Origin of the sequence: Rhodococcus sp. SGAir0479 (assembly GCF_005484805.1) — a bacterium.
Lineage (GTDB): Bacteria > Actinomycetota > Actinomycetes > Mycobacteriales > Mycobacteriaceae > Prescottella.
The window spans coordinates 1,024,739-1,039,090 of record NZ_CP039432.1 but is presented as its reverse complement, the minus strand read 5'-3'; the positions used below and the strand labels follow the sequence as shown (position 1 = coordinate 1,039,090).

The window sequence follows — 14,352 nt, the reverse complement described above, 5'->3', positions numbered from 1 at the left end:
ACACCAGTGCGCACATGTCACGTGCAATTCAGCGACCCACCAGGATGGTGAGTCCGGTTTTGCCTCTTTCCTGTGACCGCCGCGCGGTACGTAACCGGATGCGACGAACAGCGGTTCATTCTGCCAGACGACCCGAGCGGAACGGAAACGCGGCCCGAGCGACCGCTGCGCCGCAGCTCAGGTGAGCAGAACCACCCGGCACCCCTACGGTGGTGCACCCCGCCTCGGGTACCGTCGATATGTGGCCCCAACCCGTCGCAAGAGCCGACCCGCACTGATCGTGCTGGTCGTCGTCGCCGCCGTCGGATGCCTGGCACTCGGCTGGTGGCAGTGGACCCGCTTCGAGTCCGTCGGCGGCACGGGCCAGAACCTCGGATACGCCTTCCAGTGGCCGCTGTTCGCAGCCTTCGTGGTCTACGCCTACCGGCGCTTCGTGCAACTCGAGGACGGCGACGGGGACACCGCAGGCGCCGACGGCCGCGCCGCCGAGCCGACCGAGATCCCCGAGGGGTTGCTGCCGGAACGCCCGAGGGCCGACGCGGACCCCACGGACCTGGACGACTCCGAGGCCCGGCAGATGCTCGAGTACAACGATTACCTCGCCGAGCTGTCGGCTCGCGAGCCCGATAGGAGCGACAAGTGAGCGGCGGCCCCGACGAGACCACCCCACAGCAGACTGCGACCGCAGCGGCGCCCACCCAGCAGGACACCCGGAAGATCGCGTCGGCACTGCTCCGCTACCGCGTGCTCGCGTACGCGACCGGCATCTGGCTGCTCGTCCTCACGGCGGAGATGGTGGCCAAGTACATCTTCGGCGTCGACAACCTGCCGACCTGGATCGCCATCGTCCACGGGTGGGTGTACTTCGTGTACCTGATCCTCACGATCGACCTGGCCGTGAAGGTGCGCTGGCCCGCGGGCCGCACGATCGGCACGCTGCTCGCCGGCACCATCCCGTTCCTGTCGTTCTTCGTCGAGCACTGGCGCACCCAGCAGGTCAAGCGGGACTTCGGTCTCTGAGCGGTCCGTCCGCCACGTCACGAAGGGCCCGTCCGGATGGACGGGCCCTTCGCCGTTGCATACCGCTAGCCGCGCGCGAGTGCCGCCAGCGCCGGCACCAGTTGCGCGAGTGCCCGGCCGCGGTGGGACGCAGCGTCCTTCTCCTGCGGCGTCAGCTCGGCGGCGGTCCGCTGCTCGCCCTCGGGCTCGAAGACCGGGTCGTAGCCGAACCCGTTCTCGCCGCGGGGCGCGCGGGCGATCCGGCCACGCCACTCGCCGCGCACCACGACGGTGTCCTGTCCGGGCACCGCGAGCGCGCAGGCCGACACGAAGGCACCACCGCGCCGCTCGTCGGGCACGTCCGAGAGCTGACCCAGCAGCAGCGCGGTGTTCGCGTCGTCGTCGCCGTGCCTGCCGCTCCAGCGCGCCGACAGCACGCCCGGCATCCCGTTCAGGGCGTCGACCTCGAGCCCCGAGTCGTCGGCGACGCACGGCAGGCCCGTGGCGGCCGCACCGTCCACGGCCTTGACGATCGCGTTCGCCTCGAACGTCGCACCGGTCTCCGGCGTCTCCGGGAACTCGGTCACCTCGTCGAGGCCGATCACGTCGAGGCCCTCGATGCCGGCGGCCGCGAGGACCCGGCGCAGTTCACCGAGCTTCTTGGCGTTGCGGCTGGCGACCAGGATCCGGCCGCTCAACTTCCGAACGCCTTCTTCTTGGGCTCGGGCGCCGTCGGCAGGTTGCCAGGGTAGGGCTCGGCGAGGGCGGCCTTCTGCACCTCGAACAGCTGCTCGCAGCCGGCCAGCGCCGAGTCCAGCAGCTTGTCGAGGGTCGACCGCGGGAAGGTCGCGCCCTCGCCGGTGCCCTGGATCTCGACCAGCGTGCCGGTGTCGGTCGCCACCACGTTCATGTCGACCTCGGCGCGCGAATCCTCCTCGTACGGCAGGTCGAGGCGGACCCGGCCGTCGACGACACCGACACTGACGGCGGCGATCGCGCACGAGATCGGCTGCGGATCCGCCAGCCGGCCGGCGGCACGCAGGTAGGTCACCGCGTCCACCAACGCGACGTACGCGCCGGTGATGGCGGCGGTGCGGGTACCGCCGTCGGCCTGGAGCACGTCGCAGTCGATGGCGATCGTGTTCTCCCCGATCGCGGCGAGGTCGATGCAGGCGCGCAGAGACCGGCCGACCAGCCGACTGATCTCCTGGGTCCGGCCCCCCACCTTGCCCTTGACCGATTCGCGGCCGCTGCGGGTGTGCGTGGCCGCCGGGAGCATCGCGTACTCGGCCGTCAGCCAGCCCAGGCCGGAGCCCTTGCGCCAGCGCGGCACACCTTCCTCGACGCTCGCGGTGCACATGACCCGCGTGTTGCCGAACTCGACCAGCACCGAACCTGCGGGGTGATTGGTGAACCCGCGGGTGATCCGAACCTCGCGGAGCTCGTCGTCCGCCCTACCGTCTTCTCGTGTCGTCACGTTCGAAGAGCCTAGTCGCCGCCGCCGACGCCCGGCCGGGTCGCCGCCGTCGCCCCGCGAGGCGATGTCAGACGGTGTAGACGTCCCCGGCGGACACCGCGTGCACCGGCCCGGAGAACTCGGCCTTGGCCTCGGCGATGACGTCCTCGCGGGACGTCCACGGCGGGATGTGGGTCAACAACAACTCGCCCACCCCGGCGCGGGCCGCGACCTGCCCGGCCTCGGTGCCGGACAAATGGATTCCCTCGGGCCGGTCGGGACTGTGCGTCCACGACGCCTCCGACAGCAGCACGTCCGCGCCGCGGGCCAGGTCCACGACGGCGTCGCACATCCCGGTGTCGCCGGTGTACGCGAGGACACGGCCGCTGGGGCCGGTGATCCGGAACCCGTACGACTCCGGCGGATGATTCACCTGGAACGCCTGGACGATGAGCTCGCCGATCTCCGCGACGTGCCCGTCCGACCAGCTGCGCAGGTCGATGGTGTCGGAGATGTCGTCGAGTTCGCCACCGCACTCGGCGGACGCGACCCCGATGCGGGAGGCACTGTCCGTGGGCCCGTAGACGAGGGCGCGGCCGGTGGGCGGATTGGGGTGGTAGCGGCGCCATACGAGCAGCCCCGGCATGTCGAGGCAATGATCGGCGTGCAGGTGCGAGAGCAGGATCGTGGCGGCGCCCGGATCGGCGTGCCGCTGCAGGGCACCTAGGACACCGGGCCCGAAATCCAGGACCACCGGCGGGGTTCCCGGTGCGGTCAGCAAGTAGCCCGAAGCGGGCGAGTCAGGTCCGGAGACGCTGCCCGAACATCCCAGGACCGTAATGCGCATGCAAACTATGCTGCCACGCCCACCCGGATCTCAAAAAGCTTCGGGCCGTTTCGGCGGCGTCACCTCACATCCGACGCCGGATTGTGATGCACCGGCGACCGTCGACGGATGTGACGGTCGAGTCAGAGCGTCGACCGCGACACCTGCGTCGACCCGGTCGGTCCTCTCTTGCGGCGAGCGTCCGACGACAGCGCCCACGCGGCGACCACACCGCCGATCGCTCCGAACAAATGCCCCTGCCACGAGATCCCGTACTGTCCCGGGAGCACGCCCCACAGCATGCCGCCGTAGACGAACAGCACCACGACGCCGAGCAGGATCTGCCACACGTTGCGGGCGAAGATGCCGCGCACCAGCAGGTACGTGAGCCAGCCGAACACCAGGACGGACGCCCCGATGTGCGAGCCGGCGCCACCGGTGAGCCACGTCCCGATCCCGCCGACGAGCCAGATGATCGCGGTGGCGGCCAACCCCCGCCCGATCCCCGACAGCAACACCAGGAAGCCGAGGATCAGCAGCGGGATCGTGTTGGCGAACAGGTGGCCCCAGCCTCCGTGCAGCAGCGGGGCGAACAGCACGCCCCACAGCCCGTCGAGTGTCCGGGGCTCGACGCCCCAGCCGTCCAGGCGGTTGTCCGCGACGGTGTCGATCGCCTCGAGCACGTACAGCACCGCGACGAAGGCGCCCACGGTGATCGCGGCACGCTGCCATTGCGGACGCGGCACACGCGTCGGGTTCACGGTCGGTTCGAATCCGGCTGTCACGCACCCGAGCCTACCGACGGCGGCGACGGCCGCTGCCCCGCGAACGTCCGTCAGTTGCCGGCCGACGTCCCGAACGCGGAGGGGAACACGTCCCGGTAGCTCGGCACCCCGGCCACGGTGGTGGCCGCCAGCACGGCGTCGACGATCGCGCGCTGCACGCACTGCGCCGCCGCGGTGCACACCGCGTCGAGGATGGGCAGCTCGTTCGGAAACGCCGCCGGCACCCCCGCCGGGGGCGGCACCTCGTGGGTGCCGGTGGCCAGGGCGAAGATCGTGTCGCCGTCCAGCGGCGAGTGCGCGGGACGGATGGCGCGGGCCATGCCGTCGTGCCCCGCGACCGCGACCCGCCGGCACGACGCCTTCGACAGGCGTGCGTCGGTCGCGACCACGCCGATCGTCGTGTTGAGCACCGTGGCCTTCTCCGCCAGCGCGTTCGCTGCCGTCAACTCCCGAGCCGACGGCGGCCGGATTCCGCGGCGTTCGGCGTCCGCGCGGGTGAGCCCCCACGGCAGGCCGGTTTCGGGATCCCACACCGATCCCACCGGATTGGCGACCATGAGCGCCGCGACGGTGACCCCGTCCGCGGGACCGCCCTCGATCACCGCGCTGGCCGTGCCGACGCCGCCCTTGAGGACGCCGGCCCGGGCGCCGGTGCCGGCCCCCACCGACCCGGTCTCGACGACGCTCCCGGCGCGCTCCGCGGCGCGGTAACCGAAGTCCGCCGTCGGCCGGACGTTCCAGTCCCCCACCGGCAGGTCGAAGATGACCGCACCGGGGACGATCGGGACGATCTGTCCCGGTCGGCCCATCGGAATCCCGTGTCCGTGTTCCTCGAGCCAGCGCATGACACCGTCCGCGGCGGCCAGACCGTAGGCACTGCCGCCCGACAGCAGCACGGCGTTCACCTGCTGGACCGAATGACTGGGGTCGAGCAGGTCGGTCTCGCGCGTGCCGGGTCCGCCGCCGCGCACGTCGACACCGGCCGTCGCGCCGGACGGCACCAGGACGACGGTGGTGCCGGTGGCACCGCCCGAACCGAGTGCGCCGTCGACGCCGAGCGTGGCATCCGGATCCCGCCGGTACTCGTGCCCGACGAGGACGCCGGCGACATCGCACAGCGAATCCGTCGGTCCCGCGACCGCCCGGAGCGGCGCGCTCACGACAGCAGCGCCTGGACGAGCGAGTCCTGCATCCACGTCAGCCAGTGGTAGATGTCCAGATGCGGGGCCCGCGGGTCGCCCTCCTCCAATTCGTCCGGAGTGTCGGCGTCGATCCCGAGGTTGGTGCCGAGCGCGAGCCGCACGTCGTTGAGTCCGGCCAGCCACGCGTCGGCCTGCTCGGGCGTGATCACGACCTTGCCGCCCTCGGCGGGCACGGTCTGGAGAATCACCGCACCGGCGGAGATCTTGTCGTCGATGATGTCGGGCTCGTGCAGGCTGCGCAGGGCACTGTTCTCGTTGCCCTGGGCGGGATCGTCGACCGCGTCGGGGCCGGTGCGCTGGAAGTCGGGCAGCAGCCGGGCCAGGACGGCGTCGTCGGGGGTTTTGGAATTACCGGTGCGCATGCCGGTGAGCGCCGCCAGTTCGTCGGTGGGCGCCGACGCGGCCCGCTCCTCGAGCAGCCCGGTCACCGAGCTCACCAGCGAGCGCAGCACGGCCGCCTCGTGAGCATCCATCTCCGAACGCAGTTTCAGTCCGCCGAGCGAGTTCTTCCTGGTCCAAGTCCGCACGTCTGTTCCCGGGATCCTTACCGTCGAATGGGATGGATGGAGCAGCTGCTAGCTGCTGTCGCGCTGCATTGTCGCCCACAGACCCGCCGCATGCAGTTTCCGGACGTCGTTCTCGACCTTGTCGCGGGACCCGCTGGACACGACCGCCTTGCCTTCCTTGTGGACCTGCATCATCAGGTCCGTGGCCTTGGCTTTGCTGTAGCCGAAGAGCTTCTGGAAGATGTACGTCACGTAGTGCATGAGGTTGACCGGATCGTCCCAGACCACGGTCACCCACGGCCGGTCCAGTGCCTCCGTCGCTTCCTCGATCTCGGCCTCGGCCGGCGAGATCTGCGGCGACGCGGCGGGCATCTTGCCTACCGGAACAGCGGTCGGAAAAGTCATCGTGGAGCGCGGCGCCATGGGTCCAGGGTACGGCGTGGGCTCGGAACCCGACACCCGTGACCGACGCCCGAATCGTAAAGTTGGGCGCGTGATCGCCCCCCACGAGAACGCCCATGACACCGAAAACGCCGCCGCCCCCGCCGGAGGGAACTCCGCCGCGGGCGCCAGTACCGCGCTGTTGACCGACCAGTACGAGCTGACGATGCTCGAGGCGGCGCTCGCCGACGGCTCCGCGCATCGGGCGTGCAGCTTCGAGGTGTTCGCCCGGCGCCTGCCCGACGGCCGCCGGTACGGCGTGGTCGGCGGCATCGGCCGGATCCCCGACGCGCTGACCCGATTCCGTTTCGGCGAGCCGGAACTCGCGATCGTCGCGCGGTTCCTGGCCCCGCAGACGGTGGAGTGGCTGCGGAACTTCCGCTTCTCCGGTGACATCGACGGGTACCGCGAGGGGGAGCTCTACTTCCCCGGCTCCCCCATCCTGTCGGTACGCGGCACGTTCGCCGAGTGTGTGCTGCTCGAGACGCTGGTGTTGTCGATCCTCAACCACGACAGCGCGATCGCGTCGGCCGCGGCCCGGATGGTCAGTGCGGCCGACGGTCGCCGGCTGATCGAGATGGGCTCGCGCCGAGCCCACGAGGAGTCGGCCGTCGCGTGCGCCCGCGCCGCCTATCTCGCGGGCTTCGACGCGACGTCGAACCTCGAGGCGGTGCGCCGGCACGGGGTGCCCGGCGCCGGCACCAGCGCGCACGCCTTCACGTTGCTGCACGCCACCGACGGCGGCGCGGACGAGCAGGCGGCGTTCCGCGCGCAGGTCGCGGCGCTGGGCGTCGGGACGACGTTGCTCGTCGACACGTACGACATCACGCAGGGTGTCGAGAACGCGGTGGCCGCCGCGGGGACCGAACTCGGTGGCGTGCGGATCGATTCGGGCGACCTGGGCGTGCTCGCACGCCAGGTTCGCGACCAACTCGATCGTCTGGGCGCGACCGGCACCCGCATCGTGGTGTCGGGTGATCTGGACGAGTACGCGATCGCCGCGTTGCGCGCGGAGCCCGTCGACACGTACGGCGTCGGCACTTCCGTCGTGACCGGCTCGGGCGCGCCGACCGCCGGCATGGTCTACAAGCTCGTCGAGGTGGAGGGGGTGGCGGTGGAGAAGCGCAGCAGCCACAAGGGGTCTCGGGGCGGGACCAAGCGCGCGGTGCGTCTGAGCCGGCCGTCGGGCACCATCGTCGAGGAGGTCACGTTCCGCGCCGGGGCGCCCGCGCCGGAAGCCGGCGAGTTCGAATCGCGGGAGCTGATGATTCCGCTGGTGCGCGGCGGCGCGGTGGTCGAGAGCCTGCCGACTCTCGAGGACGCCCGGGCGCTGGTGGCGCGCAATCTCGTGAGCCTGCCGTGGGAGGGGCTCAAGCTCTCGCACGGCGAGCCGGCCGTGCCGACCCGGTTCGCGGCCGCTGCCGCCGAGCCGACCGTCGCCGTGGAAGGACAGTCATGACGAAAAGCGCCCTGATCGTGGTCGACGTCCAGAACGACTTCTGTGAGGGCGGGTCGCTCGCGGTCGCCGGCGGCGCGGCCGTGGCCGCCGACATCGGCGGTCTCTACCCGCGCGGCGACTACGCCGCGATCGTCGCCACCCGCGACCACCACGTCGACCCGGGCTCGCATTTCTCCGACAGTCCGGACTACGTCGACACGTGGCCGCCGCACTGCGTGGTCGGGACCCCCGGCGCCGAGTTCCATCCCGCCCTCGACACCGCGCCGATCGAGGAGGTGTTCTCCAAGGGGCGGTACAGCGCCGCGTACTCGGGTTTCGAGGGGGTCTCGGACGCGGGTGAGAGCCTCGCGGCGTGGCTCCGCCGCCACGACATCGACACCGTCGACGTGGTCGGGATCGCCACCGATCACTGCGTGCGGGCGACCGCGCTCGACGCCGTGACGGAGGGCTTGGGCACCCGCGTGCTGCTGCCGTTCACCGCCGGGGTGATGCCGGCCACCGTCGACGCCGCCCTCGCGGAACTCGAGGCGGCCGGCGTCGAACTCGTCGGGCAGGTCGCCGACCGGAGTTGACGGACCCGGGCAGTACCCTGTTGCGGTGCCCGAGCGAGAGTTGCCGAACGTCCCCGAACTCCTCAAGGTCGCGGTCCGTTCGCTCGGCGGTAGGGAACGCACCAACCAGCTGACGATGGCGTCGGCGGTGGCGCACTCGATCGACACCGGCGAACACCTGGCGGTGCAGGCCGGTACCGGCACCGGCAAGTCGCTCGCCTATCTCGTTCCGAGCGTCCGGCACGCCGTGGAGTCCGGGCGGACGGTGGTCGTTTCCACCGCGACCATCGCGCTGCAGCGCCAGCTGGTCGACCGGGACATGCCGCGCCTGGCCGACGCGCTGACGTCGGCCCTCGGTCGCCGTCCCCGGTTCGCCATCCTCAAGGGCCGCAGCAACTACCTGTGCATGAACAAGATCCACACCGGGATGGCGGAGGACGATCCGCCGGAGGCGGAGCTGTTCGACGCGTTCGCGATCTCCCGCCTCGGCCGCGAGGTGCAGCGGCTGACGAAGTGGTCCTCGGACACCGAGACCGGTGACCGCGACGATCTCGTCCCCGGCGTCAGCGACCAGGCGTGGCGCCAGGTGAGCGTGAGTGCCCGCGAATGCCTCGGCAAGTCCCGGTGCCCGGTCGGTGAGGACTGCTTCGCCGAGCGCGCCCGCGCCGAGGCCGCGCAGGTGGACGTCGTGGTCACCAACCACGCGATGCTCGCGATCGACGCGATCTCCGGCATCGCGGTGCTCCCGGAGCACGACGTCGTCGTGATCGACGAGGCGCACGAGCTGGTCGACCGGGTGACCGGCGTCGCGACGGCGGAGTTGTCGGCGTCGGCCATCAGCGCCGCGGCGCGCCGCGCCGTCAAACTCGTCGAGGAACAGGACGTCGACCGGCTCGAGGCGTCCGCGGAGGGCTGGGCGGAACTGCTCGAACAGTTGCCCGGCGGCCGGTGGGACGCGCTGCCCGACGGGGTCGGGATGGCGCTGGCCGCCGTCCGGGACGCCGCGTGGAACGTGCGCACCGCGATCGGGCCCGCTCGACCGGGCATGGCCGCGTCCGATCCGGAGGCGGCCGCCGCCCGCAACGCCGCGCTGTCGGTGATCGACGAGATCCACGACAGCGCCGTGCGGGTGCTCACCGCGTTCGACGAGCCGGACCCGGCCAAACGCAAGGACGTCGTATGGCTGGCGGTCGAGGACAACCGCGGCCACGTCCGGCGGGTGGTACGGATGGCTCCGCTCTCGGTGGGCGGGCTGCTGCGCGCGAGCCTGTTCGCCGAGTCCACGGTGGTGCTGACGTCGGCGACCCTCACGGTCGGCGGATCGTTCGACGGACTCGCGGTGAACTGGGGGTTGCCGCCGGAATCGCCGTCGCGGAGCAGTACCGCCACCGCGATCGGCAAGGAGGCCCCGTCGGACGCCGGCGCGCTGCGCTGGAACTCGCTCGACGTCGGATCACCGTTCGACCACGCGAAGGCCGGGATCATGTACGTCGCGCGGCACCTGCCGCCTCCCGGCCGTGACGGCCTGTCCCCCGCGTTCATGGACGAGATCGCCGAGCTGGTGACCGCGGCCGGTGGCCGCACGCTGGGGCTGTTCTCGTCGATGCGGGCCGCGAAGGCCGCGGCGGAGGAGATGCGCGAGCGGCTCGACGTCCCGATCCTGTGCCAGGGCGACGACGCGACCGGCACGCTGGTCAGGCGGTTCGCCGAGGACGAGCCGACCACCCTGTTCGGCACTCTGTCGCTGTGGCAGGGCGTCGACGTGCCGGGCCCGTCGCTGAGCCTGGTGATCCTCGACCGGATCCCGTTCCCGCGCCCCGACGACCCGCTGCTGGTGGCCCGCCAGCAGGCGGTGGAGTCCCGCGGCGGCAACGGGTTCCTGTCCGTCGCCGCCAATCACGCGGCGCTGCTGTTGGCGCAGGGCGTCGGCCGGCTTCTACGCAGCACGGACGACAAGGGGGTGGTCGCGGTGCTCGACTCGCGTCTGGCCACCGCTCGCTACGGCGGATACCTGCGCGCGTCGCTGCCGCCGTTCTGGGAGACCGCCGATCCCCGGGTGGTCCGTCAGGCGCTCGAGCGCATCGCGGCGTCGCGGCCGCAGGCCTGACCACCGCCGGGCCGGAAAAGCCGGTCGCCGCCGCGGCGCGCGTCCTATGCTCGGGCGATGGACCCGGTGATCTCGGTTCGCGGACTCACCAAGCGCTTCGGTGACGTCCACGCGCTCGACGGCCTCGATCTCGAGGTGGGGGCCGGCGAGGTGCACGGGTTCCTCGGTCCCAACGGGTCCGGGAAGTCGACCACGATCCGAGTCCTGCTGGGGCTGCTCCGTGCCGACGGGGGCGCCGTCTCGGTCCTCGGGGTCGATCCGTGGCGTGACGCGGTCACCCTGCACCGGCACCTCGCGTACGTGCCGGGGGACGTGAACCTCTGGCCCAATCTCACCGGTGGCGAGGCCATCGATCTGCTCGGTCGCCTGCGCGGTGGGCTCGACGACGGCCGCCGCCGGGAGTTGCTGGACCGCTTCGAACTCGACCCGACGCGCAAGGGCCGCACGTATTCCAAGGGCAACCGCCAGAAGGTTGCGCTGGTCGCGGCGCTGGCCGCGGACGCGCAGCTGCTGATCCTGGACGAGCCGACGTCCGGGCTGGATCCGTTGATGGAGGCGGTGTTCCAGCAGTGCATCGGTGAGGCGGCTCGGGCCGGCCGCACGATCCTGCTGTCGAGCCACATCCTCGCCGAGGTGGAGTCGCTGTGCGAGGTGGTGACGATCATCCGCGCGGGGAGGACCGTGCAGAGCGGCACGCTGGCCGAACTGCGCCACCTGACCCGGACGACGGTGACGGTGACGACGCAGCGCTCCCCCGACGGTTTCGCGTCGGTGTCGGGCGTGCACAACGTGAGGCCCCTCGACGATCGGGACCACGGGATGACCTTCGACGTCGACACCGACCACGTCGACACGGTGATGTCGACGCTCGCGGGACTGGGGATCCGTACCATCACCGCGAACCCACCGACGCTCGAGGACCTGTTCCTACGGGAGTACAGCGACGAGTTCGAGTCGCTGGGCATCGAGCACCGTTGACCACCCGGTCCGCCCCGGTGCGGCCACCGGCCGTACACCCCCGCGCCGCCGGAACGGCGAGTCCGCTGGCCGGCACCTGGACGCTGACGCGCCTGGCGTTGCGCATCGACCGGATCCGCCTGCCCGCGTGGGTGTTCGCGGTGGGCGGGGCCACGGTGCTGCTGGCGTCGAGCTACCGAAACCTCTATCCCACCCCCGAGGCGCGGCAGGCGCGGGCCGCTCTGATCGAGTCCCCCGCCGCCACCGCGCTGGCCGGACCGGGCTACGGGCTGTCGGACTACACCCTGGGCGCCATGGTCGCCAACGAGATCGCCGGAATGACGATGATCGCGGTCGCGCTCATGTCGGTACTGCTGGTGACGCTGCATCTGCGCACCGAGGAGGAGACCGGCCGGGCGGAGATGCTGCGCTCCGGCGTCGTGGGCCGGTTCGCCCCGATCACGTCGGGGCTGGCGGTGGTGCTGCTGGCGAACGTGGCGATCGGGGCGATCCTAGGGTTGGGTCTGACCGCCGTCGGCCTCCCGGCCCTGGGGTCGTGGAACCTCGCGGCCGCGGTGTGCATGGTGGGCCTCGTCTTCGGTGCCACGTCGGCGCTGTTCTCCCAAATCACCGAGCACGCCCGCACCGCGAGCGGATTCGGGTCGGTCGCCGTCGCGCTTGCCTACCTGCTGCGCGCGATCGGTGACGTCCGCGCCAAGGAGGACGGCAGTCTGTGGTCGTGGCTGTCCCCCATCGGCTGGGGACAGGCCACCCGTGCCTACGTCGACGAACGGTGGTGGCCGCTGCTGCTCGGCGCGGTCACGGTCCTCGTCGGGGTGGTGGCGGCGTACCTGGTGGTGGGCCGGCGGGACGTCGGCGCGGGGTTGGTGGCACCGCGCGGCGGCCCGCCCCGAGCGGGCGCCGCGCTCCGCGGGATCGCGGCGTTGACGATGCGGATGCAGCGCAACCAGATCCTCGCGTGGGCCGTCGGGGTGGCCGCACTCGCATTTCCCACCGGGGCGCTCGGCCGGCAGGTCGCCGACTTCGTCGACCAGGATCCGCGGCTGGCCGGGTTGTTGCCGGGTGGTGAGGGCAACGCGGCGCAGGGCGCGTTCGCGCTGTACCTGGTGTTCCTGACGATCATGGCGTGCATGTACGCGCTGACGGCGGTCCAGTCGATGCGGGGTGAGGAGAGCGCGGGCCGCGCCGAGGACGTGCTGTCGACCCCGGTGTCGCGGTTGCGGTGGCTCGGGGCGCAGCTGGCGGTGGTCACCGCCGCGACCGTGCTCATCACGCTGGCCGCCGGCGCCGCGATGGGAATCACCGCGGCCGCGACCCTGCACGACGGCTCGATGTTCGGTCGTCTCGTGGGCGCGGCCGCGAATCTGCTGCCGGCGACCCTGGCCGTGGTGGGCGGGACCGCCGCGGTCTACGCGTGGTTCCCACGGCTGCTCGCGGTGGTGTGGGTCTACCTCGGCTATGCGCTCGTCATCGGCATGTTCCTCGAGGTGCTGCCGGACTGGACCGGCTGGGCCTCACCGTTCCACTGGACGCCGAACCTGCCCGCCGACGAGTTCGACATCGTCCCGCTGATCGTGCTGGTCGTGCTCGCGGCCACGTTGTACGCGTCGGCCCTCATCGGCTTTCGGCGCCGCGACATCCAGTCCTGACTGCGTCCGGGAGGTCCCCGTGCCCGATATCGACTACCGGCTTTCCCAGCAACTGCTGCTGCGTACCGATCTGCCCGGGCCGCGCTCGCGCGACCTCGCCGCCCGCCGCCGCGCGGCCGTCGGCGCGTGCGTCGCCTCGGTGGTCCCCGTGTACGCGGCGGATGCCGACGGCGGCGTCATCGTCGACGTGGACGGCAACTCGCTCGTCGATCTGGGCTCGGGCATCGCGGTGACCGGGGTGGGCGCATCCAACCCCGTCGTGGCCGCCGCCGTGCGGGAGCAGGCGACGCGGTTCACACACACCTGCTTCATGGTCACGCCGTACGAGGAGTACGTCGCGGTCGCCGAGCGCCTGGTCGCGCTCACGCCCGGCGACCACGACAAACGGGCGGTGCTGTTCAACTCGGGCGCCGAGGCCGTCGAGAACGCCGTGAAGATTGCTCGGCACGCCACCGGACGCAACGCCGTCGTCGCGTTCGACCACGCGTACCACGGACGGACCAACCTCACGATGGCGCTGACCGCGAAGAACGTGCCGTACAAGGACGGTTTCGGCCCGTTCGTGCCCGAGGTGTACCGGATGCCGATGTCGTATCCGTTCCGGGAGCCGCCCGCCCCCGACGGGACGACGGTGACCGGGGCGCAGGCCGCCGCCCGCGCGATCGATCTGATGGACAAGCAGATCGGCGTCCGCCGGATCGCGGCGCTGGTCCTCGAACCGATCCAGGGTGAGGGCGGATTCATCGTGCCCGCACCAGGTTTCGTCCCGACGCTCGCCGGGTGGGCCCGCGCCCACGGAATCGTCTTCGTCGCCGACGAGGTACAGACGGGACTGGCCCGCACCGGCGCGTGGTTCGCGTGCGAGCACGAGGGTGTGGTCCCTGACCTCACCACGATCGCGAAGGGCATCGCGTCGGGCCTGCCCCTGTCGGCGGTCGTCGGCCGCGCCGACCTGATCGACGAGGTGCACACCGGTGGTCTCGGCGGCACGTACGGCGGCAACCCGGTCGCGTGTGCTGCGGCGCTCGCGACGCTGGACCAGATGCGGGATCTCGAACTGTGCGACCGAGCCCGTCGCATCGAGGAGCTCGCCCGGCCGCGCCTGCAGGCGCTCGCCGACGACGTCGGCATCGTCGGTGAGGTCCGCGGCCGCGGCGCGATGCTGGCGCTCGAGTTCGTCCGGCCCGGCACACGCGAGCCGAATCCGGAAGCCACCAGGGAAATCGCGGCCCGCGCCCTCGAACACGGCGTCGTGGTGCTCACGTGCGGTACCTACGGCAACGTGATCCGACTTTTGCCGCCGCTGGTGATTCCCGATGAACTTCTGTCAGCTGGGCTCGAAGTCCTCGAGAACGCGATCCGCGCGACCTGAGCGGCCGCGACCGGAAGCCGC

15 protein-coding genes are annotated in these 14,352 nt (G+C 71.5%); 8 read left to right on the top strand and 7 right to left on the bottom strand.

What is annotated here, in order from left to right:
- Window positions 1-241: 241 nt before the first annotated feature.
- Window positions 242-643 (top strand): transcriptional regulator, encoded by a 402-nt coding sequence (locus E7742_RS04810; protein ID WP_137797904.1) that lies wholly within the window; start codon window positions 242-244, stop codon window positions 641-643.
- A complete protein-coding gene (locus E7742_RS04805) occupies window positions 640-1,020 on the top strand; it encodes a DUF3817 domain-containing protein (RefSeq protein ID WP_137797903.1) in 381 nt (126 codons plus the stop codon). The genes E7742_RS04810 and E7742_RS04805 overlap by 4 nt, the downstream gene beginning before the upstream one ends.
- Window positions 1,021-1,085: 65 nt before the next feature.
- Here E7742_RS04805 and rdgB read toward each other — a convergent pair whose 3' ends face one another.
- The 7 genes from rdgB to clpS all read right to left on the bottom strand — a co-directional run bounded on the left by rdgB (window position 1,086) and on the right by clpS (window position 6,197).
- The gene (gene rdgB / locus E7742_RS04800; RefSeq protein ID WP_137797902.1) at window positions 1,086-1,697 is read right to left on the bottom strand and encodes an RdgB/HAM1 family non-canonical purine NTP pyrophosphatase; all 612 of its coding nucleotides are present in this window, start codon (window positions 1,695-1,697) and stop codon (window positions 1,086-1,088) included.
- Window positions 1,694-2,476: a ribonuclease PH gene (gene rph / locus E7742_RS04795; protein ID WP_137797901.1), complete on the bottom strand. Its 783-nt coding sequence runs from the start codon at window positions 2,474-2,476 to the stop codon at window positions 1,694-1,696. The genes rdgB and rph overlap by 4 nt, the downstream gene beginning before the upstream one ends.
- Window positions 2,477-2,543: 67 nt before the next feature.
- The gene (locus E7742_RS04790; protein ID WP_137797900.1) at window positions 2,544-3,302 is read right to left on the bottom strand and encodes a cyclic nucleotide-degrading phosphodiesterase; all 759 of its coding nucleotides are present in this window, start codon (window positions 3,300-3,302) and stop codon (window positions 2,544-2,546) included.
- A gap of 122 nt (window positions 3,303-3,424) precedes the next feature.
- A complete protein-coding gene (locus tag E7742_RS04785; RefSeq protein ID WP_254699161.1) occupies window positions 3,425-4,066 on the bottom strand; it encodes a rhomboid family intramembrane serine protease in 642 nt (213 codons plus the stop codon).
- Between the two features lie 50 nt (window positions 4,067-4,116).
- A complete protein-coding gene (locus E7742_RS04780; protein ID WP_137797899.1) occupies window positions 4,117-5,226 on the bottom strand; it encodes a P1 family peptidase in 1,110 nt (369 codons plus the stop codon).
- Window positions 5,223-5,795: an oxidative stress transcriptional regulator AosR gene (aosR, locus tag E7742_RS04775; protein WP_137797898.1), complete on the bottom strand. Its 573-nt coding sequence runs from the start codon at window positions 5,793-5,795 to the stop codon at window positions 5,223-5,225. Before aosR ends, E7742_RS04780 begins: the two co-directional genes overlap by 4 nt.
- Window positions 5,796-5,843: 48 nt before the next feature.
- Window positions 5,844-6,197 (bottom strand): ATP-dependent Clp protease adapter ClpS, encoded by a 354-nt coding sequence (clpS, locus tag E7742_RS04770; protein ID WP_137797897.1) that lies wholly within the window; start codon window positions 6,195-6,197, stop codon window positions 5,844-5,846.
- Between the two features lie 73 nt (window positions 6,198-6,270).
- Here clpS and E7742_RS04765 point away from each other — a divergent pair, with 73 nt between their 5' ends.
- The 6 genes from E7742_RS04765 (at window position 6,271) to gabT (ending at window position 14,331) form a co-directional block, all read left to right on the top strand.
- Entirely contained in the window at window positions 6,271-7,674 is a 1,404-nt protein-coding gene (locus E7742_RS04765) for a nicotinate phosphoribosyltransferase (protein ID WP_441346911.1), read from the top strand.
- A complete protein-coding gene (locus E7742_RS04760) occupies window positions 7,671-8,246 on the top strand; it encodes an isochorismatase family protein (protein ID WP_137797895.1) in 576 nt (191 codons plus the stop codon). Before E7742_RS04765 ends, E7742_RS04760 begins: the two co-directional genes overlap by 4 nt.
- Before the next feature lie 25 nt (window positions 8,247-8,271).
- Window positions 8,272-10,332 carry an ATP-dependent DNA helicase gene (locus tag E7742_RS04755; protein WP_137797894.1) on the top strand — a complete coding sequence of 687 codons (2,061 nt, stop codon included), beginning with the start codon at window positions 8,272-8,274 and terminating at the stop codon, window positions 10,330-10,332.
- A 57-nt stretch (window positions 10,333-10,389) separates the two neighbouring features.
- Window positions 10,390-11,310: an ABC transporter ATP-binding protein gene (locus E7742_RS04750; RefSeq protein ID WP_137797893.1), complete on the top strand. Its 921-nt coding sequence runs from the start codon at window positions 10,390-10,392 to the stop codon at window positions 11,308-11,310.
- Between the two features lie 65 nt (window positions 11,311-11,375).
- Window positions 11,376-12,959, top strand: a complete 1,584-nt coding sequence (locus E7742_RS04745) for an ABC transporter permease (protein ID WP_441346910.1) — start codon at window positions 11,376-11,378, stop codon at window positions 12,957-12,959.
- 19 nt (window positions 12,960-12,978) lie between these two features.
- Window positions 12,979-14,331, top strand: coding sequence for a 4-aminobutyrate--2-oxoglutarate transaminase (gabT, locus tag E7742_RS04740; protein ID WP_137797891.1), 1,353 nt, complete (start codon window positions 12,979-12,981; stop codon window positions 14,329-14,331).
- Window positions 14,332-14,352 lie beyond the last annotated feature (21 nt).